General features: G+C 42.4%; 17 protein-coding genes. 11 read left to right on the forward strand and 6 right to left on the reverse strand.

Annotated features, from left to right (window positions below; translation table 11 throughout):
- Positions 1 to 2 precede the first annotated feature (2 nt).
- Positions 3 to 1,511 carry a HAMP domain-containing sensor histidine kinase gene (locus tag Q0E08_RS01655; protein WP_294775482.1) on the reverse strand — a complete coding sequence of 503 codons (1,509 nt, stop codon included), beginning with the start codon at positions 1,509 to 1,511 and terminating at the stop codon, positions 3 to 5.
- 337 nt (positions 1,512 to 1,848) lie between these two features.
- Here Q0E08_RS01655 and nrdD point away from each other — a divergent pair, with 337 nt between their 5' ends.
- The 7 genes from nrdD (at position 1,849) to Q0E08_RS01690 (ending at position 8,947) form a co-directional block, all read left to right on the forward strand.
- The gene (gene nrdD / locus Q0E08_RS01660) at positions 1,849 to 4,050 is read left to right on the forward strand and encodes an anaerobic ribonucleoside-triphosphate reductase (RefSeq protein WP_294775484.1); all 2,202 of its coding nucleotides are present in this window, start codon (positions 1,849 to 1,851) and stop codon (positions 4,048 to 4,050) included.
- Positions 4,051 to 4,213: 163 nt separating this feature from the next.
- Entirely contained in the window at positions 4,214 to 4,957 is a 744-nt protein-coding gene (locus tag Q0E08_RS01665; protein WP_290912039.1) for a tRNA1(Val) (adenine(37)-N6)-methyltransferase, read from the forward strand.
- Complete coding sequence (rsmI, locus tag Q0E08_RS01670) at positions 4,957 to 5,775, forward strand: 16S rRNA (cytidine(1402)-2'-O)-methyltransferase (RefSeq protein ID WP_294775487.1); 819 nt, start codon at positions 4,957 to 4,959, stop codon at positions 5,773 to 5,775. Before Q0E08_RS01665 ends, rsmI begins: the two co-directional genes overlap by 1 nt.
- The gene (locus Q0E08_RS01675; protein ID WP_294775489.1) at positions 5,772 to 6,653 is read left to right on the forward strand and encodes a radical SAM protein; all 882 of its coding nucleotides are present in this window, start codon (positions 5,772 to 5,774) and stop codon (positions 6,651 to 6,653) included. The genes rsmI and Q0E08_RS01675 overlap by 4 nt, the downstream gene beginning before the upstream one ends.
- A 48-nt stretch (positions 6,654 to 6,701) precedes the next feature.
- Entirely contained in the window at positions 6,702 to 7,133 is a 432-nt protein-coding gene (mscL, locus tag Q0E08_RS01680) for a large conductance mechanosensitive channel protein MscL (RefSeq protein WP_294775491.1), read from the forward strand.
- A gap of 123 nt (positions 7,134 to 7,256) precedes the next feature.
- On the forward strand, positions 7,257 to 8,180 hold the full coding sequence (locus Q0E08_RS01685; protein ID WP_294775494.1) for an alpha/beta fold hydrolase: 924 nt from the start codon (positions 7,257 to 7,259) through the stop codon (positions 8,178 to 8,180).
- The gene (locus Q0E08_RS01690) at positions 8,177 to 8,947 is read left to right on the forward strand and encodes a TatD family hydrolase (RefSeq protein ID WP_367118511.1); all 771 of its coding nucleotides are present in this window, start codon (positions 8,177 to 8,179) and stop codon (positions 8,945 to 8,947) included. The genes Q0E08_RS01685 and Q0E08_RS01690 overlap by 4 nt, the downstream gene beginning before the upstream one ends.
- Before the next feature lie 77 nt (positions 8,948 to 9,024).
- Here the strand turns inward: Q0E08_RS01690 and Q0E08_RS01695 are convergent, their stop codons facing one another.
- Together Q0E08_RS01695 and Q0E08_RS01700 are read right to left on the reverse strand one after the other, a co-directional pair.
- Positions 9,025 to 10,077 carry an SIS domain-containing protein gene (locus Q0E08_RS01695; RefSeq protein ID WP_294775497.1) on the reverse strand — a complete coding sequence of 351 codons (1,053 nt, stop codon included), beginning with the start codon at positions 10,075 to 10,077 and terminating at the stop codon, positions 9,025 to 9,027.
- The gene (locus Q0E08_RS01700) at positions 10,078 to 12,189 is read right to left on the reverse strand and encodes a SpoIIE family protein phosphatase (RefSeq protein ID WP_294775499.1); all 2,112 of its coding nucleotides are present in this window, start codon (positions 12,187 to 12,189) and stop codon (positions 10,078 to 10,080) included. It abuts the gene before it with no gap.
- A 155-nt stretch (positions 12,190 to 12,344) separates the two neighbouring features.
- Here Q0E08_RS01700 and Q0E08_RS01705 point away from each other — a divergent pair, with 155 nt between their 5' ends.
- The 4 genes from Q0E08_RS01705 (at position 12,345) to Q0E08_RS01720 (ending at position 17,969) form a co-directional block, all read left to right on the forward strand.
- On the forward strand, positions 12,345 to 13,952 hold the full coding sequence (locus Q0E08_RS01705) for an ABC-F family ATP-binding cassette domain-containing protein (RefSeq protein ID WP_294775501.1): 1,608 nt from the start codon (positions 12,345 to 12,347) through the stop codon (positions 13,950 to 13,952).
- Between the two features lie 439 nt (positions 13,953 to 14,391).
- Complete coding sequence (locus Q0E08_RS01710; RefSeq protein ID WP_294775505.1) at positions 14,392 to 15,588, forward strand: hypothetical protein; 1,197 nt, start codon at positions 14,392 to 14,394, stop codon at positions 15,586 to 15,588.
- Positions 15,589 to 15,699: 111 nt separating this feature from the next.
- Positions 15,700 to 16,266 (forward strand): LemA family protein, encoded by a 567-nt coding sequence (locus Q0E08_RS01715; RefSeq protein ID WP_294775508.1) that lies wholly within the window; start codon positions 15,700 to 15,702, stop codon positions 16,264 to 16,266.
- Positions 16,266 to 17,969, forward strand: coding sequence for a DUF2207 domain-containing protein (locus tag Q0E08_RS01720; protein ID WP_294775511.1), 1,704 nt, complete (start codon positions 16,266 to 16,268; stop codon positions 17,967 to 17,969). Before Q0E08_RS01715 ends, Q0E08_RS01720 begins: the two co-directional genes overlap by 1 nt.
- A gap of 70 nt (positions 17,970 to 18,039) precedes the next feature.
- Here the strand turns inward: Q0E08_RS01720 and Q0E08_RS01725 are convergent, their stop codons facing one another.
- From Q0E08_RS01725 to glpK, 3 genes are all read right to left on the reverse strand, one after another.
- Positions 18,040 to 19,212, reverse strand: coding sequence for an NADP-dependent malic enzyme (locus Q0E08_RS01725; RefSeq protein WP_294775513.1), 1,173 nt, complete (start codon positions 19,210 to 19,212; stop codon positions 18,040 to 18,042).
- 140 nt (positions 19,213 to 19,352) lie between these two features.
- Positions 19,353 to 20,519: an Ldh family oxidoreductase gene (locus Q0E08_RS01730; RefSeq protein WP_294775515.1), complete on the reverse strand. Its 1,167-nt coding sequence runs from the start codon at positions 20,517 to 20,519 to the stop codon at positions 19,353 to 19,355.
- Between the two features lie 61 nt (positions 20,520 to 20,580).
- Complete coding sequence (gene glpK / locus Q0E08_RS01735; RefSeq protein WP_294775516.1) at positions 20,581 to 22,083, reverse strand: glycerol kinase GlpK; 1,503 nt, start codon at positions 22,081 to 22,083, stop codon at positions 20,581 to 20,583.
- Positions 22,084 to 22,136 lie beyond the last annotated feature (53 nt).

Genomic DNA, 22,136 nt, shown 5'->3' on the forward strand with positions numbered 1-22,136 from the left:
CGTTATGCGTCCTCTCTGTTAAGTGAAATCATAATGGTTGTTCCGTGGCCTTCTTTACTTGTTGCCCAAATGTGACCTTGGTGCAGTTCAACAATTTCCTTGCAAACCGCAAGACCCAAGCCTGAGCCGTCATGCACCCTTGTGCGTGCTTGATCGGCACGATAGAATATATCAAAAATATGCTTCAGATTTTCTTCGCTTATGCCTATGCCGTTATCGGATATTGCAATGATGATTGATCTGTCGTAAATCTCAAGGCTGATGTTAATGGCAGGTTTTCGTGCTTTTGACGAGTATTTGACAGCGTTTGAAATAATGTTGTTGAGCACTCTTGAAAATCTGTTTGGGTCAAGCATAACATAGGCTTTGCCTTTTGTATTGGGACCGGAATATTTAATCGTTATGTTGCCGGTTTGCCATTTGTTTTCTTTTTCCGCAAGGTATTCGGCAAGGTATTCGTTTATGTCAATCTTGATTAAATCAAGTTGGGTGTTGCCTGATTCCAATTTTGAAAGCGTCAGCAGTTCGTCAAGCAGCTTTTCCATATCAAGTGCCGAAGAATAAATGGTTTGCAGGTATCGTTCCTGCTTTTCCGGAGTGTTTGCAATGCCGTCACGCAAGCCTTCAACATAGCCTTTTATAGATGTAAGCGGCGTTCTCAAATCGTGGGCAATTCCGGCTGTCATCTCTTTTCTTGACTGTGCCATTTCGCTTTGCCGTTCTATTGAATATTTCAGCTTGTCCGTCATATCATTGATGGATTTTACGGTTACTCCGATTTCATTTGTACTGTCGTAATCAATGTGATAGTCAAGATTGCCGCCGGCTATCTCGTTTGCACCGTCCGAGAGCTTTTTGATAGGCGCCGTGATTGTTCGTGATGTTATCAGTGACATTATCAGGTTTGATACCACGATGATAACAAGTGCCATGAGTACCATAAATCCGCTTCTGCCCGTAAAAAGCAGTTTAAAGCTTTGCAGTGAGTTGCGAAGCGAATAATCGCTTACTGTATAATTAGGGTTTACTATATTGATTACAAATTTGCCGTTTTGCGTTTTTATATGAGATTTTATTACAAGTCCGTTTTTTCCGTAATAGTACATATTCCTCTTGCCCGAGGTGTCTGTTATTGTGCTTGCCAAGGATTTTATTTCATCCTTTTCGGTGTTGGAAAAATATTTTTCGCCGTTTTTTGATATGTATATTTTTGAGCCTAATTCGGTTATGGATTTTGTAATGCCGTTTAAGTCTTCCTTTATTTTTTTGTCGGTGGCGTTGTCGGCAAGCTCACGGTTGATGCTGCTCATCGTTTGTGCCCATTGCAGTTGGTTGATAATCGAATACTCGTTTGATTCAACTCTTGATATTCCGTATATATCGGGCAGCAGGGAACGGAAAATCAATATTGCCGCTATTATCATAACCACCGAGGTTATAATGCTTGCAAGCGTTGCAATGGAAATTCGTGTTGCAATTTTAAGATTTCGGGTTTTGTTGGACTTTTTCATATGTATACCTCTCATATATATTAAAACAATTTATAATATTTTTCAAGTGGTAGAATTTCTGCTCATAATTGTTTTTACGGGTGTTTACAATTTGTAATATTTACTTGTCGGGTGAGTTGTCGCTTTATGCGTAATACAGCGGTTTTGATGAAAAACGCAAAACTACATTTCGTATAAATTTATTACAATTTGAATTTTAGGCACAATATATTGTATTTTTTATCCAAATTCTATTGACACAGCCACAATGTTTTGTTATTATTGTAATTGTCATCGAGTGAAAAGTTACAGCGTTGTAACTACTTGGGTATAAGTATTTGAAAGGGGAAAGAAGTTTATGAATATTATCAAGAGAAACGGCTCGGAAGCAAAGTTTGACCTCAACAAAATCGTTATAGCCGTATCAAAGGCAAATGCCGCTTGTGAAAGAAAAGAGTTGACACAGGGTCAAATCAATGATATTGCCGAATATGTGGAATTTAAAATCGGCAAGGCAAACCGTGCTCTTTCGGTAGAGGAAATACAGGATATTGTAGAAGACCAAATTATGGCACAGGGTGCGTTTGAGGTTGCAAAGCGTTATGTTAAATATCGTTACACCCGTTCTCTCGTGCGTAAGGCAAACACCACCGATAATCAGATTTTGTCCCTTATTGAATGTAATAACGAAGAAGTTAAGCAGGAAAATTCAAATAAAAATCCAACTGTCAATTCCGTTCAGCGTGACTATATGGCGGGTGAGGTTTCAAAGGATATTACAAAGAGAATTCTTCTTCCTGAGGATATTGTCGAAGCACACGAAAACGGACTTATTCACTTCCACGATGCAGACTATTTTGCACAGCATATGCACAACTGCGACCTTGTTAATTTGGAGGATATGCTCCAAAACGGCACAGTTATTTCGGATACAATGATTGAAAAACCGCACAGCTTTTCAACAGCCTGCAATATCGCAACACAGATTATCGCACAGGTTGCTTCATCACAGTACGGCGGTCAGTCAATTTCTCTTGCACATCTTGCACCGTTTGTGCAGATAAGCAGAGAAAAAATCCGTGCACAGGTTATCGAAGAAGCAAATGATTTCGGCGGTGAACTTACGGAAGAAAAGATTGTTAAGATTACCGAAAAGCGTTTGCGTGATGAGGTTTCAAGAGGCGTTCAGACCATTCAGTATCAGGTTGTAACACTCCTTACAACCAACGGTCAGGCTCCGTTTGTTACCGTGTTTATGTATCTTAACGAAGCAAAGAACGAGCAGGAAAAGAAAGACCTTGCACTTATTATTGAGGAAACACTCCGCCAAAGAATCAAGGGCGTTAAGAACGAAAAGGGCGTTTGGATTACTCCTGCGTTCCCAAAACTCATTTATGTTTTGGAAAATGATAATATCAATGAAAATACACCGTTTTACTATCTTACCGAGCTTGCCGCAAAATGTACGGCAAAGCGTATGGTGCCCGATTATGTAAGCGAAAAAGTTATGCTCAATCTCAAAGGGGATGTTTACACTCCTATGGGTTGCCGTTCGTTCCTCACTCCTGACAGATTTACCGAAGCGGGAGTTGGCAATATCGCAAGAGCAAAGAACTATGTTGAGGGCAAAAAGAAGTACTACGGCAGATTTAATCAGGGCGTTGTTACAATCAACCTTGTTGATGTTGCCTGCACTTCGGGCGGCGATATGAATAAGTTTTGGGAAATCTTTGATGAGCGTCTTGAACTTTGTTATCGTGCACTTATGTGCCGTCACAACAGACTCAAGGGCACACTTTCGGATGCTGCTCCTATTTTGTGGCAACACGGTGCACTTGCACGACTTGACAAGGGCGAGCCTATCGACAGACTTCTTTATGACGGATATTCAACAATTTCTCTCGGCTATGCAGGTCTTTATGAATGTACAAAGTATATGACGGGTAAGTCACACACCGATGAAAACGGCGGCAAGGAATTTGCACTCCATGTTATGCGTCATATGAATGAGGCTTGCGACAAATGGAAAAAGCAAACAAATATTGACTTTTCGATTTACGGCACTCCGCTTGAATCAACAACCTATAAATTTGCAAAATGCCTCCAAAAGAGATTCGGCATTATTAAGGGCGTAACAGACAAGAATTACATCACAAATTCTTACCATGTTCATGTTGCGGAAAAGATTGACGCATTTACAAAGCTCAAGTTTGAGAGTGAATTCCAGGCTCTTTCACCGGGCGGTGCAATCTCGTATGTCGAAGTTCCTAATATGCAGGATAATATTCCGGCTGTAATTCAGGTAATGAAGTTTATCTACGACAATATTATGTATGCCGAGCTTAACACAAAGAGCGACTATTGTCAGTGTTGCGGTTATGACGGCGAAATTAAGATTGTTGAGGATGAACACGGCAAACTTATTTGGAGATGTCCAAACTGCGGCAATGAGGATCAGGACAAGATGAATGTTGCAAGAAGAACTTGCGGCTACATCGGTACTCAGTTCTGGAATCAGGGCAGAACGCAGGAAATCAAAGACAGAGTTTTACATTTATAATATCAAATTCAAAAAGGCTCCTCTTGATAATATAACAAGAGGAGCTGTTTTGTATTCAGTCTGAGGCGAACGCAGTTCGCCCCTACGATTAATAAGGCAACACTTACGGAGTGTTTTTATATTACGCTTGTAATAAATCTTAAAATATATTATAATAATTTTTATGGAATATAATTATGAAAGACTGTCGGATAATATAAAAATTGCTGTGAGCGGTGACCACACATTCGGCACGGATGCGGTGCTTTTGTCACATTTTGCAAAGCCTAAATATAAGGATAAAGCTCTTGATATGGGTACGGGGTGCGGCATAATTCCGCTTTTGTGGTTGCGTGACGAAAAACAAACGGGCGTGCATTGTCTTGACATTCAGCAAAATGCTTTTGAGCAGGTTAATGCTTCGATAAAATATAATAATCTGGGTGACAGGCTTACTCCGCATCTTTGCGATTTGAGAAAAATCAATGAGGAATTTTCGGCGGAATGTTTTACGCTTGTTACTATGAATCCGCCGTACAAGCCTGTTAACACAGGTATTGAATCACTCGGCGAGAGTGCAAGAATTGCACGCCACGAGGTGTGCTGTAATATTGAGGACGCTGTTAAAGCGGCTTCGTATTTGCTTACATATATGGGCAGATTTTGTATGTGCCACCGCCCCGAAAGATTGGTGGACGCACTTGCAATAATGCGTCAATACAAAATCGAGCCGAAAAGGCTTCGTTTTGTTATTGATAAACAGGGAGAAGAACCGTTTTTGTTTTTGGTAGAGGGCAAAAAAGGAGCAAAGCCGTTTTTGCGTGTTGAACCTACTTTGATTATAAAAAACGATGAGAGCAAATTCACTCCCGAGATGATAGAAATTTACGGCTCTTATGCCGACGGATATGAGGACAAAATCAGATAATGAGCGGAAAACTTTATGTTGTGGGTACTCCGATAGGCAACCTCGGTGACTTTTCGCCGAGAGCGGTTGAAACACTCGAAAGCGTGGATTTTATCGCCGCAGAGGATACCCGAGTAACCCTTAAATTGCTTAATCATTTTGGCATAAAAAAAGAAATGGTCAGTTATTTTGAGCACAACAAAAATGAGCGTGGGAATGTGATTATCTCCCGACTTGCAAACGGCGAAACCTGTGCAATTTGCACGGATGCGGGTATGCCGGCAATCTCTGACCCCGGCGAGGATTTGGTAAAACTTTGCCACGAAAACAATATTGATGTTGAAAGCGTACCCGGACCTACGGCATTTGCAACCGCACTTGCAATATCGGGTATGAATACAAGAAAATTCACATTTGAAGGCTTTTTGTCGGCAAACAAAAAGGAACGCAGGGAAGAACTTGAAGAACTTGCAAACGAAAAACGCACAATGGTTTTTTACGAAGCACCGCACAAACTTACGCAAACGCTCAAGGATATGTACGAGGTTTTCGGCGAGCGTGATATTGCCCTTGTAAAAGAAATTACAAAGGTGTACGAAAATGTTGTTCGTACCGATTTGAAAACCGCTTCAACAATGTTTGACGAAGAAAAACCCAAGGGCGAATTTGTTGTTATAGTTGACGGCAAAAAAATTGAAGAAAAGGAAATATCGTTTGACAAGGCGGTTGAGGAAGCAAAGCGGCTTATGGTAGACGGAATGAGCACAAATGCCGCCGCAAAAGAGGTTGCAAAAATCACCTCGTTTAAGAAAAACGATATTTATAAGGCGTTGCTATGATTTGTAATGCGTGCCCGAGAAAATGCAATGTTGACCGTCAAAATACGCTCGGCTATTGCAAAAGTCCCGATAAGTTTAAGCTTGCCCGTGCCGCTCTCCATTTTTGGGAAGAACCGTGTATCAGCGGAAAAAACGGCTCGGGTGCGATTTTTTTCAGCGGTTGTAATTTGGGTTGTGTTTTTTGCCAAAATTTTGATATCAGCCATAACTGCAAGGGCGTTGAGGTGAGCGATGACAAGCTGATTGATATTATGAAAAGCCTTGTTGATAAGGGTGCAAACAATATCAACCTTGTTAATCCAACACATTATTCGGCACAGCTTTTGCGAGTGTTTGAAAAATACAAGCCGCCCGTTCCGATTGTTTATAACACTTCGGGATATGACAGCGTTGAAACGCTCAGGCTTTTTGACGGAATAGTAGATGTTTATTTGCCTGATTTTAAGTACATAAGACCCGACAAAGCTAAAAAATACAGCAAGGCGGAGAATTATCCGCAGGTTGCCGAGGCGGCTTTGACCGAGATGAAACGACAGGTCAAAAGCGATGTTTTTGATGACAGGGGCATTATGCAAAAGGGTATGATTATCCGTCATTTGGTGCTGCCGTCAAACACCAACGCTTCTGTTGAAGCACTTGATTATTTGGCAAAAAATTTTGACGATACTTACATATCCGTTATGGCTCAGTATGTGCCGTGCGGTGATTTGTCGGATTATAAGGAAATTAATCGACCGCTCACCCAAAGAGAGTATGACAAGGTGGTTAATCATATTTTTGATTTGGGGCTTGATAAAATTTTTGTTCAGGAACTTGAGGCCGCAAGCGACGAGTTTATTCCCGATTTTGATTTTACCGGTGTGGTTGATTTTGACTGAACAATATGTTAATATGTTGTTATAAAAGATGTGAAAAGGAGAATAGCAATGAAGAAGTTTTTAGAAGAATTCAAAGCGTTTATTTCTAAGGGTAATGTGCTTGATATGGCTGTCGGTGTTATTATCGGCGGTGCGTTCGGTTCGGTCGTGTCGGGACTTACGGATAACATTATTCAGCCGCTTCTCAACTGTATCGGCGGTGCCGAGGTTCAAGGTAAAATTCGCCTTTTCGGCACTGAAAATTATCTTGATTACGGTGCGTTTATTTCTGCCGTTATCAATTTCCTAATTATGGCACTTGTTGTATTTTTGATTGTAAAATCGGTCAACAAGATTTCTGAAACCGCACATAAACTTGCAACCAAAGATGAGGAAGAAACAGCCGCCGCACCTACAACAAAGATTTGCCCTTATTGCAAGAGCGAAATTGATATTGAGGCAACAAGATGTCCGCATTGCACATCTGATTTGAAAGAATAATTGCAGGGGCGGATATTATCTGCCTGTTGCATAATTTGAATTTTCGGGAGGATAATATCCTCCCCTACGAATAAAAATTTAATATTACATACTTAATTTTTATTATCTAAAAGGGGTTTTATTATGATAAAGAAAGAGTACACTTATAAAAGTGCTTCGGGCATTTGTGACATCAAGGCTTGGCAGTTTGCACCCGAGGGCGAGGTTAAAGCCGTTATTCAAATGCACCACGGTATGGCGGAGCACACAAACAGGTATCGCAATTTTATTTCTGCTTTTACCGACAGAGGCTATGCAATTTTCATCAACGATATGCTCGGCCATGGTCAGTCGAACGAGGATAAAGAATTGCTCGGTTATTTCGGTGATAAGGACGGCTACAAAAACATTCTTGCCGACGCAAAAGCACTCACCGATATTGCAAAAAAAGAGTATCCGAACAAGAAATTTATCATTGCCGGTCACTCTATGGGTTCGCTTATTATGCGGTGCTATATCAACGAGTACGGTAACGATTTTGACGGTGCCGTGTTTATCGGTACGGCAGGACCTACGCCTATTGCAAAAGCGGGTATTCCTATTATGAAGGTTGTTGCCGCACTCAAGGGCAAAAAGCATCACAGCAAGTTTCTCAATGATATTTCGCTCGGTCCTTACGATAAGCCGTTTGAGCACAGAACTCACTACGATTGGGGTATGAGAGATACAAAAGAGGTTGACGAATATGTTGCCGACCCGCTTTGCGGATTTCTCTTTACCGTTGCAGGCTTTATGGATTTGAGTCAGCTCACCATTCAGTGCAATGAGGACAGATGGTTCAACAATGTTGCAAAGGATAAGCCGGTTCTTTTGATGTCGGGTGATATGGACCCTGTCGGAAATTACGGCAAGGGCGTAACCGAGGTTTACAGAAAATTGCTTGAAACCGACCATAAAAATGTAACCCTCAAACTTTATCATGATGCTCGCCACGAGATTCTTAACGAGCTTAATAAAGACGAGGTTTATAACGATTTGGAACATTGGATTGAGGAGAACATTCTTTGATTTATACAAATATTTTTGACACACATTCGCACTATGACGACGAAGCGTTTGACAGCGACAGGGAAGAACTGATTTTGTCGCTCAAGGACAAGGGCGTTGTCGGTGCAGTCAGTTGTGGATGTGATATTCCGTCAACGGCGGCAAACCGTGATTTGGCACATAAATTTGATGATTTTTACTTTGCGGCAGGCTTTCATCCCGAAAATTTGGAGGAGTACGGCATTGACGATTTGAGCCTCCTTGATGAATATTTGAGTGATGAAAAGTGCGTTGCCGTCGGCGAAATCGGACTTGATTATCATTGGATGGAATCGACAAAAGAAAAACAAAAGGCTTTTTTTGAGGCACAGATTGAAATTGCCAAGAACAACGATTTGCCTGTGATTGTACACGACAGAGAGGCACACGGCGACACTCTCGATATTCTCAAAACAACCAAGCCGAAGGGCGTTTTGCATTGCTTTTCAGGCTCAAAAGAGATGGCAAGGGAGATTATCAAGTTGGGTATGTACATCGGCTTGAACGGCGTTGCAACTTTCAAAAATGCACGCAAAAGCCTTGAAGTTGTCAAAGAAATTCCGCTTGACCGCCTGGTGCTTGAAACGGATTGTCCTTATCTTGCACCCGAACCGCACAGAGGCAAACGCAACGATTCGTCATATATTCCGTTCATTGCCGAACGCATAGGCGAAGTGCTCGGAATGTCGGCACAGGAAGTCCTTGACCAAACCTACCAAAATGCCAAAAAATTGTATAATATTAAATGATAAATTAAAAGGCGAACACAGTTCGCCCCTACGAAATTCGGTTCAACCGTAGGGGCGACCTGCGGTCGCCTTATTTTTTACGCCGATTGGTCGGTGTCGGATATTGAAAGGGTGTTCACTTCAAGCAGGGTTTGCTGGATAACCGTTGCAAGGGTTATCGGGTTAAACAGCGGTATGCTGTCGTCAACCGTTACCGTGCCGTCGGCTATTTCCGCTTCCTGTGCAATGCCTTTGGTGGTGAAAATTATCGTTTCTTTGCACGCACTTTTGATTTCGTCAATGTACGGCATTACAATTCCCAAACTTGCATTGTTGCCGATTATCGGGATAATCAGCGTGTTTTTTAAATCCAAACAGCTTGCCGCAACATCGTATATCGGCATAGAAAATGCAGGGATGTTTGCAATCAGTCTGAATTTTTCGGCAAGGGATTTTGCAAGTGCTTCGTCGGTTGAGTAACCGCATAGGACTATGTTGTCAAATTTGCCGATGTATTCGCCAACGCTTTGCAGTTCTTTTTGACTGTTAGGAGTAAACGACAGCTTGCCGGGGAGCATTTGACCGAGTTTAAGTGCAACGCTCATATTGATTTTTGTCATACAGCCGAGCGTACTTCCGAGGTGAATTCCGAGGATTGCAAGTGCAAGGTATTCGTTTTGAAAAGTGCACAGGCTTGTGTCGCAGTCGGCAAGATACAACTTGCTTTTGCACATTTTTGAAAGGGTGGAATCTTTTGCCGTCACTGCCGTTATCTTTGTGTTGTTGTTCATTGCACGCTTCACCGCCGCTATGGTGTCGGTATTTTCGCCGCTTTGCGAAACGGCGATTACAAGTGCATCACGGTACAGCACGCCCCTTGTGCTTTTCAGAAGAGCCGACGGAATTGCGTATGTCGGCAAATCCGTGAGAAGTTCCAAGTTGTGTGCCATTGCCTGTGCGGCATAAAAGGATTGCCCCGAGCCTGTAAGTATTATTTCCGACAGGCTTTTTATTGCTCGCTTGCTCATTTTTAAAGTAGGTAAAGTGAGCTTTTCTTTTTGTATAACTTCACCTAAAAATCTCTTTATGGTTTGTGCAATTTCGCTGATATCAATTTCGTATAAACTTCCTATTCCCAAATTATCTGTCATTCAGTTTCGCTCCAATCTTGCAAAAATTATACTCATATCGTCTGCCTTTTTGTTTTTCATTTCCTCTTTTGCACAGCCCAAAATGTAGTCTGCACCCTCTTGCACGTCTTGCGGCATACCCGATATTGTGTCCTTCAACCAACGCTCACCGAGGTCGGTTATGCCGTCACTCATCAAAATTATGCTGTCGCCGAGGCTCAAAACCGCCGTGCGTTTTGCAAATTCTATGCCTCGCAAAATTCCTGCCGGCATAGAGGTCAACTCGCATTTTGTCAGCCTGCCGTCTCTGATGATGTAGCTTGCCGGTGCACCCGCTTTGAACAGTTCGCATTTGCCCGTAAACAAATCGATGTTTGCAATGTCAAGCGTTGCAAGGCTCTCGTCGTTGGATTTGACAAGCAGGGCAGAGTTGACTATTTTAAGTGCCGAGTCAAAGCCGAAGCCCGAATTGATGAGCTTTGACAGCAACCCGGCACCCATTGCACCGTCAAGTGCCGCACGGGAGCCTTTGCCCATTCCGTCACTTATAATAAGTATGGAGTGTCCTTTGCTGTCGTTGATGATTTTTACCGTGTCGCCGCACAGTTCGCCCTCTGCACTGTATTGTGCAAAGCCGACTTCAAGCGAATAGTTCGGTTTTTCCGAGAACGAAAGCATGGTTTCCGTTTTAAAATTCGTTATTCTGCCCATGTCAAAATATCTGTTGCAGATTTTGCCTATTTCGTTTTTAAGTTCGACATTTGTCAGGTTTGCGTTTGATGACGAAAGCAGAATTTCCACCCTCATCCGTCCGTATTTGTCAACTATTGCAGAAATGTTTGTTGGATAGATTTCGTACTCGCCGAGCAGTCGCCGTATTTTGTTGCTTGCGTTGCCGTCAAATATTTCCGCCTCGTCAAATTCTTTTGCCAAGTCGTTCAACATTCCCGATATTGATATGAATTGGTCGGACGCAACCATTCTGATTTGATTTGTCTTTTCAAGAATTATCTCCTTTGTGATGTATTCTTCGTTGCTCATCGTGCCACGCAAAGCCTCGTTTTGCCTGCGTGTTACATCGTTTATTCGCTCACGAACTTCGTCAACGCTGTCGGATATTGCCGCCATAGCATTTGATGCAAACCTTAACTTTAATACCAAATTTTGCCTGAGCGTGCCGTCGGGCGGCAGGTCGGTTCCGATGTCAAAAAAGTCCTCGATTTTGTCTGTTAATCCCGTTGGCAAAAGTATAAAGAACAGCGTGCCCACAAGTCCGTCAAGAAACAGCGACAGCCCCGCATCGTCCCCCGAAGCTATGGAGAAAAAAGTAATTGAAGCAAAAAACGCTCCGCCCGTTGCAAATATCGAAGCTTTTGAAAACAGGCTTGCCGTCAGTGCGGAAAAACCGAAAGCACCGCACAAAAACAAAATGTCCTTGTCGTAAACACCGAGCACAAAGCCGAGTATCAGCGACAAAATAAGTCCCTGCCGTTCTCCTGCGTAGTGAAGTGTTATCAATATAAGTGATATTGCGACAATCCTTATCGGGTGAAACTTCCACAGCGATATGTTGCCGAGGGTTAAAAACAGCGTTGATATTGATATCAAAATGCAGGTAAGCTCCGTTATCGGCAGTGCTTTAAATCGCATTTGTTTAAAATTTGCGTTTATGCTTTTGTAGTAGCAGTAGGTTACTCCGGCAGTCAGCATTGTTTCGGCAAGCAGTAAAAAATACGCCTGTGCTTCTGCCGCAAGTTTGATGTTTACAAATATTCCCGTTGACAAAATTGCCGCCGTGCCTGTTGCGATTGGAAAAAGCGGTTTGTGATATAAGTCGCACATGTCAATTAAAAACGCACCGAGTGTTGCAAGCAAAACGGCACACATATATCTTATGTTTTGTGCGTTGAAGCCTAACAGTAAATAGCCTATTATTGCACCTGCGGCAGAGAATAGGTATCCTTTTTTTCTGCCTGCGGCTGTGAGTGCAACGCCAAACGGCTTTATTCCTCCGATTGCCGAGCCGAGCGAGATTATCAACCCCGCAAAAAAATATGCGGCAAATATTCCCGCTTTTTTTAACACTTCACTTTTTACATTCTCCTCTATCTTTTCCTTGATTTTAACTTCCATTTTTGCCTCTTTTTGTTGTTATTTCCTCTGCATTATATGGCATAGTATACAAAAAATATGTCGCAATAGGGGAACACACAAAAATAGGTTGAAATATATTCGCCGTTGTGATAGAATATTGTGGATTTTAGATATTAGAAAGGTGAGGTATAAATATGATTTCCGCAAATGATGTTTCCGTTCAGTTTGGCGGCCGCTCTTTGTTTGAAAGAGTAAATGTCGCATTTACACCGGGCAACTGCTATGGTATTATCGGTGCAAACGGTGCAGGCAAATCAACATTTTTAAAGGTTCTCAGCGGTGACCTTGAACCGTCAAAGGGTGAAATTCACATCACTCCGGGCGAGCGTCTTTCCGTTTTGAAGCAGGACCACTTTGCATATGACGATTATGAGGTTGTTCGCACCGTGCTTATGGGCAATCCTCGACTTATTGAGATTATGGAGGAAAAGGACGCTCTTTATGCAAAAGAGGATTTCTCCGAGGAAGACGGCGTAAAAGCGGGCGAACTTGAAGCAGAATTTGCCGACCTTGACGGTTGGAACGCAGAGAGTGATGCCGAATTTATGCTCAACAAATTGGGCGTTCCGGATGAATTCCATTATCTCAAAATGGCGGAACTTCCGTCCGATATGAAGGTTAAGGTGCTTCTTGCACAGGCTCTTTTCGGCAATCCGGATATTCTTCTTCTTGACGAGCCTACAAACCACCTTGATTTGACCGCCATCAGCTGGCTTGAAAACTTCCTTTTGGATTTTGAAAACACCGTTATTGTTGTATCGCACGACCGTCACTTCTTAAATAAGGTTTGTACTCATATTTGTGATGTTGACTACGGCAAAATTACTCTTTACACAGGTAACTACGATTTCTGGTACGAATATACCCAGATGCGTCAGCGTCAGGCAAGAGACCAAAACAAGAAGAATGAGCAAAAGATTAAAGAACTTCAGGACTTTATCAACCGTTTCTCCGCAAATGCGGCAAAGTCAAAGCAGGCAACATCCCGTAAGAAACAGCTTGATGCTCTTGAAATGATTGAAATGCCTGTATCATCCCGTCGCTTCCCGTATGTAGACTTTAAGCCTGACAGAGAATGCGGCAACGATTTGCTCCGTGTTGACCATTTGACAAAGACAATCGGCGACCGCAAGGTGCTTGATGACATCAGTTTTGTTATCCACCCGAGAGAAAAGGTTGCTTTTGTCGGCTCCGATGTTGTGGCAAAGACAACACTTTTCAAAATCATTATGGGTGAACTTGAACCTGACGAAGGCTCGTTCAAGTGGGGTGTTACAACTTCTCAAAGCTATTTCCCAAGTGACAACAGTAGTTATTTTGACGGCGTTGACCTCACTCTTGTTGACTGGCTCAGACAGTACACCGAAGAACAGCTTGAGGCTGATATAAGAGGCTGGCTCGGCAGAATGTTGTTCTCGGGCGACGAAGCACTCAAAAAGGCAAATGTTTTGTCCGGTGGTGAAAGAGTTAGATGTATGCTTTGCAAGATGATGCTTTCGGGTGCAAATGTTCTCATTTTTGATGAACCTACCAACCACCTCGACCTTGAATCCATCGCCGCACTCAACAACGGTCTTATCCGTTATCCCGAAACTGTGCTCTTCACTTCTCACGACCATCAGTTTGTAGAAACCGTGGCAGACAGAATTATTGAGATTTCGGGCAACACCTACATCGACAGAAAGGGAAGTTATGACGAATTCCTTTCTACATTTGATGAAGAACAGCTTAAAAAAATGTAATATATTAATACGCACATTCGTAAATTGAATGTGCGTTTAGACTGTCGATAAAGCTCCTGAACCACGCCAAATATAATTAACCGAATTATGCCTCCTCTTGTTTATAAGGGTAGGTGGCAACACGAAGTGTTGACGGAGGGGTTGAAAAATGCTGTAAGTATCGAACTTACAGCATTTTTGGCGTTTTTCGTTTTTTGCTCAGTCGAGGTACCATCGTACATCTTCCTTCACAAGAAAACGAAATTCAGAAACTTTTTCAACAGCCTACAGCGTGTCGAAAACACTTTTTCGAAACGCTGACGCACATTCGTAAATTGAATGTGCGTTTTTGTATAATTTTAACAAATTACAAAGACTCTTTTGGTGAAAATGGTTAAAAACTCTTGCTTTGCATATACTCTTGTGATATAATTACCCTGTTTTAAAAGAGGTGTTATAAATGAGTGAACATAATCACGCTTCCCATCACGAGCATAATTATGAAAATTGTTGCGACAATCATACACCCGATAATCACGGTTGTGGTTGTTGCGGCGAGGATCATTTTAATGAACATAAAAAAGAAACGCTTACAAAAATTATTATAAGTGCTGTATTTTTTGCAGCAGGGTATATAATCAGCGAATTTACCGAATTGCCGAGTTATGTATATCTTGTTTGCTACCTTATTTCATATCTTATGGTAGGATTTGACATTGTAAGGGATGCGGCAGACAGTGTTATCCACGGCAGATTTTTTGATGAAAACTTCCTTATGAGTTTTGCAAGCATCGGTGCATTTGCTATAAAGGAATATACCGAGGGCGTAGCGGTTGTGCTTTTGTTTACAGTGGGAGAGTTTATTCAAGGTCTTGCAGTTTCAAAGAGCAGAAAATCAATTGATAAAATCTTTGCTCAAAAGCATAAAACTTACACTCTTCCTCGTCATTATGACAACGAGGAAAGCCACACGGAGCAGATGATTACAAAATTTGCGAGAATTTACACTCCGGCAATTTGTATTATAGCCATTGCCGTTGTTGTTATTCCTCCGATTTTCTTAAAGGCAGAATGGCACGAATGGCTTCACAGAGGTCTTGCCGCACTTGTTGTAGGTTGTCCTTGTGCCATTGTTATTTCCGTTCCGCTTTGCTACAGTGCCGGTATCGGTGCTTGCTCAAAGGATAATGTTTTTGTAAAAAACACTTCCACTATGGATGAAATCAATGCTTGTGATACAATTATTACTTACAAAGAAGATAAGAGCATTGATGATATTAAAGTTCTTCAAAATAACGGTCACAAGGTTATTTATCTCGGCAAGGGTCACGGTGATTTGACCATGCTTGAGGTGGCTGATATAGCCGTTGCAGTCGGTGAGGATTGCACAGGTGATGCGGTCAATCTTGCCGATATGGTTATGATTGATTATTCCGACACCGCTATAGACGATGTTAAGGCTGTTGCAAAGAAAATTCACACTATTGCAATGGAAAACATTTATTTTTCCGTTGCCGTAAAGCTTGTAATTTTAATTCTTGATGTTGTGCTTGCAAAGAGTATTCCGATGTGGTTTGCGATTTTCGGCGACATCGGCGTGTGCCTGCTTGCGGTTGCAAACTCGGCAAGAGCTATAGCATTGGGCAAAAGAAAATAATTTTAAAGGATGTATTCTTAAACGAATATGTCCTTTTTTCTTGTTAATTTTTCATTAATGTGCTATATTAAAATTAAAGATAAAAATATGAATAAACGGAGGTAATTTATTATGAACACAGGAACTGTTGTTTTGATTGTTGTTGTTGCTTTGATTGTGCTTGTCGGAGTGTACATCGGTGCAACTTATAACAAGCTTGTAAAGTCAAAGAACAGCGTTGAGGAAGCATTTTCAACAATGGATGTTTATCTCAAAAAGAGATGGGATTTAATTCCAAACATTGTTGCGTCCGTTAAGGGTTACGCAAAGCACGAGGCAGAAACACTTGAAAAGGTTATTTCTGCAAGAAACAACGGCTATTCATCAATGAACTCACAGCAAAAGCTCGAGGCAAATGCGGAACTTAACACAGCTATAAAGAGCCTCAATGTTGTTGCGGAGCAATATCCGGAACTTAAAGCAAATCAAAATTTTATGGATCTCAATGCTCAACTCAAAAAGACAGAAGAGGATATTTCAAACGCAAGAAAGTTCTACAACGCTGTCGTAAAGCAGTACAACAATACTGTTGAGATGTTCCCGTCAAGCATTGTTGCGTCTATGTTCCGTTTTGAAAAAAGAGAAATGTTTGCAGTGGAGGATTCTGCTCAAAGAGAGGCTGTAAAGGTTGAATTCTGATGAAAAAGGTCAAATATGTATTTTTGTTTGTGCTGTGCCTTGTGCTTTCTCTTGGCTCAAGCGTAACAGCACTCGCAGAAGATTATTCAACTTATCCGTACTACATCAAGAATTATGATGTAAATATTACCGTAAACGAAGATAACAGCTATCATATTACGGAAAATATCGATTGCTTTTTTAATGAATACAGGCACGGAATTTATCGCTATATTCCCGTTCGCTTTACTGTGTACAGAGCAGACGAAAGTTCAAGCGATGTCAAGGTGAAAATCAGGCACGCAAAATGCAGTGACAAAACGAGTAATTCCATACAAAACGACAATTTTGTTATGCAAATCGGTGACGAGGACGAAACTGTAATCGGCGAAAAATCCTATACCATCTCATATGATTATTATGTCGGTCCTGATTATGTGACCGATGCCGACGAATTTTATTTCAACATCATCGGTGACGGTTGGGATACTGTTATTGACAAGTGCAATTTTACCGTTACTATGCCAAAGGAGTTTGACAGTTCCAAACTCGGCTTTTCAACAGGCAGATACGGAAATGTCGGCACGGATATTGTTGACTTCAAGGTTGACGGAAAAGTGATTACCGGCCACACAACCGCACCGTTGGGAGAACACGAAGCACTCACCGTCAGGACAGAACTTGACGAGGGATATTTCACCTTTGATTATGCTCACGAAAAAATGCTCGATGCGTTTATGATTGGGCTTCCTGCGATTGCATTTGCCGTTGTTCTCATCATTTGGTTGAAGTTTGGCAAGGATAAAAAGGTTATCGAAACCGTGGAATTTTATCCGCCGGAGGGTATGAACAGCCTTGAAGTTTCTTATTGGTACAACGGAAAAGTTGAGAAAAAGGAAATTGTTGCAATTCTCATTGAACTTGCAAACGAGGGCTTTATTGAAATTAATGAGGATAAGGAAACCTATATCCACAGGCTTCGCGATTATGACGGCGATGATGAGGATAAAAGGCAGTTGTTCAACTCGTTGTTCAAAAAAGGTAAGCTTAAAGGTACTTATGTTAAAGAGTTGCAATATCGTATGGCAGGTACAGCCGAAAAGATTGCAAACAGGTATGTTGTCAGAGTAAATCAAGCAAAGGCATTCGATTCAAAGTCGCAGTTGCTTCGTGTTTTGTGCTGGGTAATTTCCGTAGGCTCGTTTGCTTTGTCGTGCTGTATTTCTACATTTACATTCGTTCCAAAAACCACGGCGACAGCTTTACGCATAGGTTTTGTGCTTGCAGTGATTAGCTTCTTGCTTTCGTTCTTTGTGCGAAAAAGAAGTGATGAGGGATATGAAAACCTTTGCAAGGTCAAGAGTTTTAAAACCTTTTTGGAAACTGCCGAAAAGGAAAGACTTGAAGCACTTGTTGAGGAAAACCCGAGTTATTTTTACGACATTTTGCCGTATGCCTATGTTTTGGGCGTGTCGTCAAAGTGGATACGAAAATTTGAAAAGATAGCTATGGACCCACCTCGTTGGTACTACGGCAGTAACCCGTACACCTACATTTGGATGGCAAACTTTATGCGTAGCAGTGTGCCGCAAATGGGCGACACAATTGTAACTCCAAAACCATCAGAGCATAACGGCAGTTCGTATAGCGGAGGCGGAGGCTTCAGCGGAGGCGGAGGATTTTCAGGCGGAGGCTTCGGCGGAGGCGGAGGCGGAAGCTGGTAAAAGAATATAAAACAAAAACTCAAAGCGGAGGATGAGCCCTTCACTTTGAGTTTTATATTTTGTGGTAAAGTTAAATTCTTGCTACGCCGTCTTTGCGAGCTGCTTCGGCAACTGCGTTTGCAACCGTGTCTTTGATTCTTTCGTCAAATGCGTACGGAAGAATGTAGTCCTCGTTGAGCTTATCGTCATCAACAAGAGAAGCAATAGCGTAAGCTGCTGCGATTTTCATATTCTCTGTGATAGCAGACGCTCTTACATCAAGTGCACCTCTGAAAATGCCCGGAAATGCAACAACATTGTTGATTTGGTTAGGGAAGTCCGAACGGCCTGTGCCGACGATTTTTGCACCTGCCGCCTTTGCTTCGTCCGGCATAATCTCAGGTGTAGGGTTAGCCATTGCAAGTACAATAGGGTCTTTGTGCATTGTTTTAATCATATCTTCGGTAAGAACGCCCGGAGCAGAAACACCGATGAAAATATCTGTGCCGACAATAGCGTCCTTGAGTCCGCCTTTAACCATTCCACGGTTTGTAACCTTTGCGATTTCAGCTTTTGACGGATTGAGCTTTTCTCTGCCCTCATAGATGGCACCTGTTCTGTCACAAAGGATAACATCCTTCAAACCGAGTGTCATAAGGAGTTTTGCAATTGCGGTGCCTGCCGCACCCGAACCGTTGATAACAGCCTTGCATTCGCTCAAATCCTTGCCGATAATCTTTGTTGCGTTGATAAGTGCCGCAGATACAACAACCGCCGTACCGTGCTGGTCATCGTGAAAAATAGGAATGTCGCACATTTTTTTGAGCTTTTCTTCAATTTCAAAGCAGCGAGGAGCCGAAATGTCTTCAAGATTAATTCCACCGAACGAACCCGAAATGTTGTAAACGGTTTGTACAAACTCATCAACATCCTTTGTTCTTACGCAAAGAGGGAATGCGTCAACATCACCAAACTCTTTAAACAGCACGCATTTGCCCTCCATAACAGGCATACCCGCCTCAGGTCCGATGTCACCAAGGCCGAGAACAGCCGAACCGTCTGTGATAACTGCTACAAGATTGTTTCTTCTTGTAAGTTCATAGCTTTTGTTGTAATCCTTTTGTATTTCAAGGCAAGGCTCAGCAACACCCGGTGTGTATGCAAGTGAAAGAGATTTGCTGTCGTTTACCTTTGCTTTGGCAACAACCTCAATTTTGCCGTTCCATTCATAGTGCTTTTTGAGCGATTCCTCTCTTATGTTCATTTTATAACACAGTCCTTTCTTTTTATTATTTATTGTGTGACGAATTGTGAAAATAATCACAAAAAGGGGGCAGGTCGCTCTCGGACAGAAGCCCGAGGGCATCCCGCCCCTAAGTTTTATATGGTTTTAATGAATATTAATTACTTTTTTCTTTCGATGTGAGAAGTAATTTTTTCTTCCTTTTCATAAGGAACATAATTATCTTCCCAAGGGAAGGTGTAGGAAAGACCGAGTTTATCTCTGACTTCGTTGATTTCCTTTTGTACAGCCTCATTGATAGGAACACCGCTGTTTTCTCTTTCTTTCCAAACAAGGTATTCTTTTTCGCCGGCTGTGTAAATTCTTTCCTGACCCGGAGCCTTTTTTGATGCTCTTACTTCACGGAGAATTTCACCCGTTTTCTTTCTTGTGGCTTCTTCGCCTGTGAACTTTGATGTGTCAATAGCAAGGAAGAAGTGACCGAGATGATAAGGAACAAGATTTCCGTTTTCGTCCTTACCGTCAAGAGCTTTGCCGTAGTTACCGTCTTGAAGAACAGCGGAGAGAAGCTCAATAATCATAGCGTAGCCGTAGCCCTTGTATCCGCCGAGTGCTTCGCCGATACCGCCGAGTGCGGTAAGAGCCGCCGTGCCCTGACGAATTCTCTTTAATGCTTCGCCTGCGTCGCCCTCAACAGGATCGCCGTCAAGACCGATGATTGTGCCCGGATGAACAGGCTCGCCGATTCTTGCGTAATATTCAATCTTACCGTTTTGAGTGATTGATGTTGCACAGTCAAGTACAAAGTCAAAATCTTCATCAGACGGAATACCCATGGTGAGTGGGTTTGTACCGAACATACCCTCAACGCCGAAGGTCGGAGCAACGGACGGTCTTGCATTTGTACCGGTAAAACCGATGCAACCCTGCTCTGTTGCCTGAGTTGCATAGTAACCTGCGATACCGTAGTGGCAGGAATTACGAACTGCAACCATACCAAGACCAAATTCCTTTGCCTTGTCGATAGCCATTTGCATTGCCTTGTAGCCGATAACCTGACCCATACCGTCATGGCCGTCTACAACTGCAGTGCAAGGTGTTTCTTTTACAACTTCAAAATTTGTAACAGGGTTTTGAATACCTGCAACGATTCTGTCAATATAAATAGGTTTAAATCTGTTACAGCCGTGGCTTTCAATACCTCTTTTGTCCGATTCCAAAAGTACATCGGTGCAGATTTCCGCATCCTCTCTCGGAACACCGTAGCCAACAAATGCGTCGGTTACAAAGTCGGTGATTAAGTTCCACGGACATACAACTTTTCCCATAATTAATTAATCTCCTTTGATTTATATTATTTTTTACATAAGTAAAAATTTTATACTTTTATTATCTTTCCCAATTTCGGCTGCGTTCAACCGCACGCTTCCAGTCGGAATATTGTTTGTTACGCTTTTCTTCAGGCATAGACGGAATAAAAATTTTGTCTACCTGGCGATTGGCTTCAATTTCTGCGGTATCTTTCCACACGCCCGTTGCAAGACCTGCAAGGTATGCCGCACCGAGTGCCGTTGCTTCTCTGTTTTTAGGGCGGTTAACATTGCAACCGGTCATATTTGCCTGAATTTGCATCATAATGTCGGACACACTTGCACCGCCGTCAACACGCAAATCTTTCAACCTAATGTCGCTGTCGTTCATCATTGCTTCAAGCAAGTCTGTCATTTGGTATGTTATGCTTTCAAGCACCGCACGGCAAACATGTTTTTTGTTGATGGAGCGTGTAAGCCCTACCATAATGCCCCTTGCGTACATATCCCAATAAGGAGCACCCAAGCCTGTAAATGCAGGCACAAGGTACAGTCCGTTGCTGTCCTCAACCTGTGCGGCAAGCTTGTCGCATTCTGCGGCAGAACCGATGAGTTCAAGCTCGTCACGAAGCCATTTGATGACCGAACCTGCATTGAATGCCGAACCCTCAAGGTCGTATGTAACCTTGCCGTCAAGTCCCCAAGCAATGCCTGTGAGAAGATTTGAACGGCTTTCGATTCGCTTTTCACCCGTGTTCATAAGCAGGAAACAACCTGTGCCGTATGTGTTCTTTGCCTGACCGACTTCAAAGCAACCCTGACCGAAAAGTGCACCCGGCTGGTCGCCTATGGCACCGGCAATCGGAATTCCTTCAAGTTCTTCGATACCGATGATTTTTGCAAGGTGACCGTAAACGCAACTTGACGGTTTAACCTCAGGCAAAATATTCATAGGAATATCAAGCTTTTCGCAAAGATATTCGTCCCAGCAAAGTTTGTCAATGTCAAACAGCATGGTTCTGCATGCGTTTGAATAGTCGGTTACATGAGCCTTGCCGTTTGTCAAATTCCAAATAAGCCATGTGTCGATAGTTCCGAAAAGAACTTCACCTCGCTCGGCTTTTTCTCTTGCACCTTCAACATTGTCCAAAATCCATTTGATTTTTGTTGCGCTGAAGTATGCGTCAATCAAAAGACCGGTTGTGCTCTTGATGTAGTCCGAAAGGCCCTGAGATTTCAGCTCTTCGCAGTAATCGGCGGTTCTTCTGCATTGCCAAACAATGGCGTTGTAAAGCGGTGTGCCCGTTTCCTTATCCCAAAGAATTGTTGTTTCTCTTTGGTTTGTAATACCGATACCCGCTATGTCCTTAGGGTCAACCGTGCCCTCACGCATAGCACCTATCATAGAACTTACAACAGAAAAAAGTATTTCGTGCGGATCATGCTCAACCCATCCGTTTTGCGGATAGAACTGCGTAAATTCGTTTTGATTTTTGGCGACAATTTCGCCCTTCTTATTAAATATAATGGCACGGGAACTTGTTGTTCCCTGGTCGAGTGCCATAACAAATTTTTCTGCCATATTAAACCCCTTTTACAGCATTATTATTGTTATACATATATAATAATAATACT

The sequence above is a fragment of the uncultured Eubacterium sp. genome (assembly GCF_934561735.1).
Classification (GTDB): Bacteria; Bacillota; Clostridia; order Oscillospirales; family Acutalibacteraceae; genus Eubacterium_R.

What these genes read in the sequence shown, in the direction of transcription:
- mscL (WP_294775491.1), top strand. Translation starts at nt 6,702, where the DNA reads ATGAAGAAGTTTTTAGAAGAATTCAAAGCGTTTATTTCTAAGGGTAAT.
- nrdD (WP_294775484.1), top strand. Translation starts at nt 1,849, where the DNA reads ATGAATATTATCAAGAGAAACGGCTCGGAAGCAAAGTTTGACCTCAAC.
- Q0E08_RS01695 (WP_294775497.1), bottom strand. Translation starts at nt 10,077, where the DNA reads ATGACAGATAATTTGGGAATAGGAAGTTTATACGAAATTGATATCAGC.
- glpK (WP_294775516.1), bottom strand. Translation starts at nt 22,083, where the DNA reads ATGGCAGAAAAATTTGTTATGGCACTCGACCAGGGAACAACAAGTTCC.
- Q0E08_RS01685 (WP_294775494.1), top strand. Translation starts at nt 7,257, where the DNA reads ATGATAAAGAAAGAGTACACTTATAAAAGTGCTTCGGGCATTTGTGAC.
- Q0E08_RS01675 (WP_294775489.1), top strand. Translation starts at nt 5,772, where the DNA reads ATGATTTGTAATGCGTGCCCGAGAAAATGCAATGTTGACCGTCAAAAT.
- rsmI (WP_294775487.1), top strand. Translation starts at nt 4,957, where the DNA reads ATGAGCGGAAAACTTTATGTTGTGGGTACTCCGATAGGCAACCTCGGT.
- Q0E08_RS01665 (WP_290912039.1), top strand. Translation starts at nt 4,214, where the DNA reads ATGGAATATAATTATGAAAGACTGTCGGATAATATAAAAATTGCTGTG.
- Q0E08_RS01730 (WP_294775515.1), bottom strand. Translation starts at nt 20,519, where the DNA reads ATGGGAAAAGTTGTATGTCCGTGGAACTTAATCACCGACTTTGTAACC.
- Q0E08_RS01720 (WP_294775511.1), top strand. Translation starts at nt 16,266, where the DNA reads ATGAAAAAGGTCAAATATGTATTTTTGTTTGTGCTGTGCCTTGTGCTT.
- Q0E08_RS01725 (WP_294775513.1), bottom strand. Translation starts at nt 19,212, where the DNA reads ATGAACATAAGAGAGGAATCGCTCAAAAAGCACTATGAATGGAACGGC.
- Q0E08_RS01715 (WP_294775508.1), top strand. Translation starts at nt 15,700, where the DNA reads ATGAACACAGGAACTGTTGTTTTGATTGTTGTTGTTGCTTTGATTGTG.
- Q0E08_RS01655 (WP_294775482.1), bottom strand. Translation starts at nt 1,511, where the DNA reads ATGAAAAAGTCCAACAAAACCCGAAATCTTAAAATTGCAACACGAATT.
- Q0E08_RS01705 (WP_294775501.1), top strand. Translation starts at nt 12,345, where the DNA reads ATGATTTCCGCAAATGATGTTTCCGTTCAGTTTGGCGGCCGCTCTTTG.
- Q0E08_RS01710 (WP_294775505.1), top strand. Translation starts at nt 14,392, where the DNA reads ATGAGTGAACATAATCACGCTTCCCATCACGAGCATAATTATGAAAAT.
- Q0E08_RS01700 (WP_294775499.1), bottom strand. Translation starts at nt 12,189, where the DNA reads ATGGAAGTTAAAATCAAGGAAAAGATAGAGGAGAATGTAAAAAGTGAA.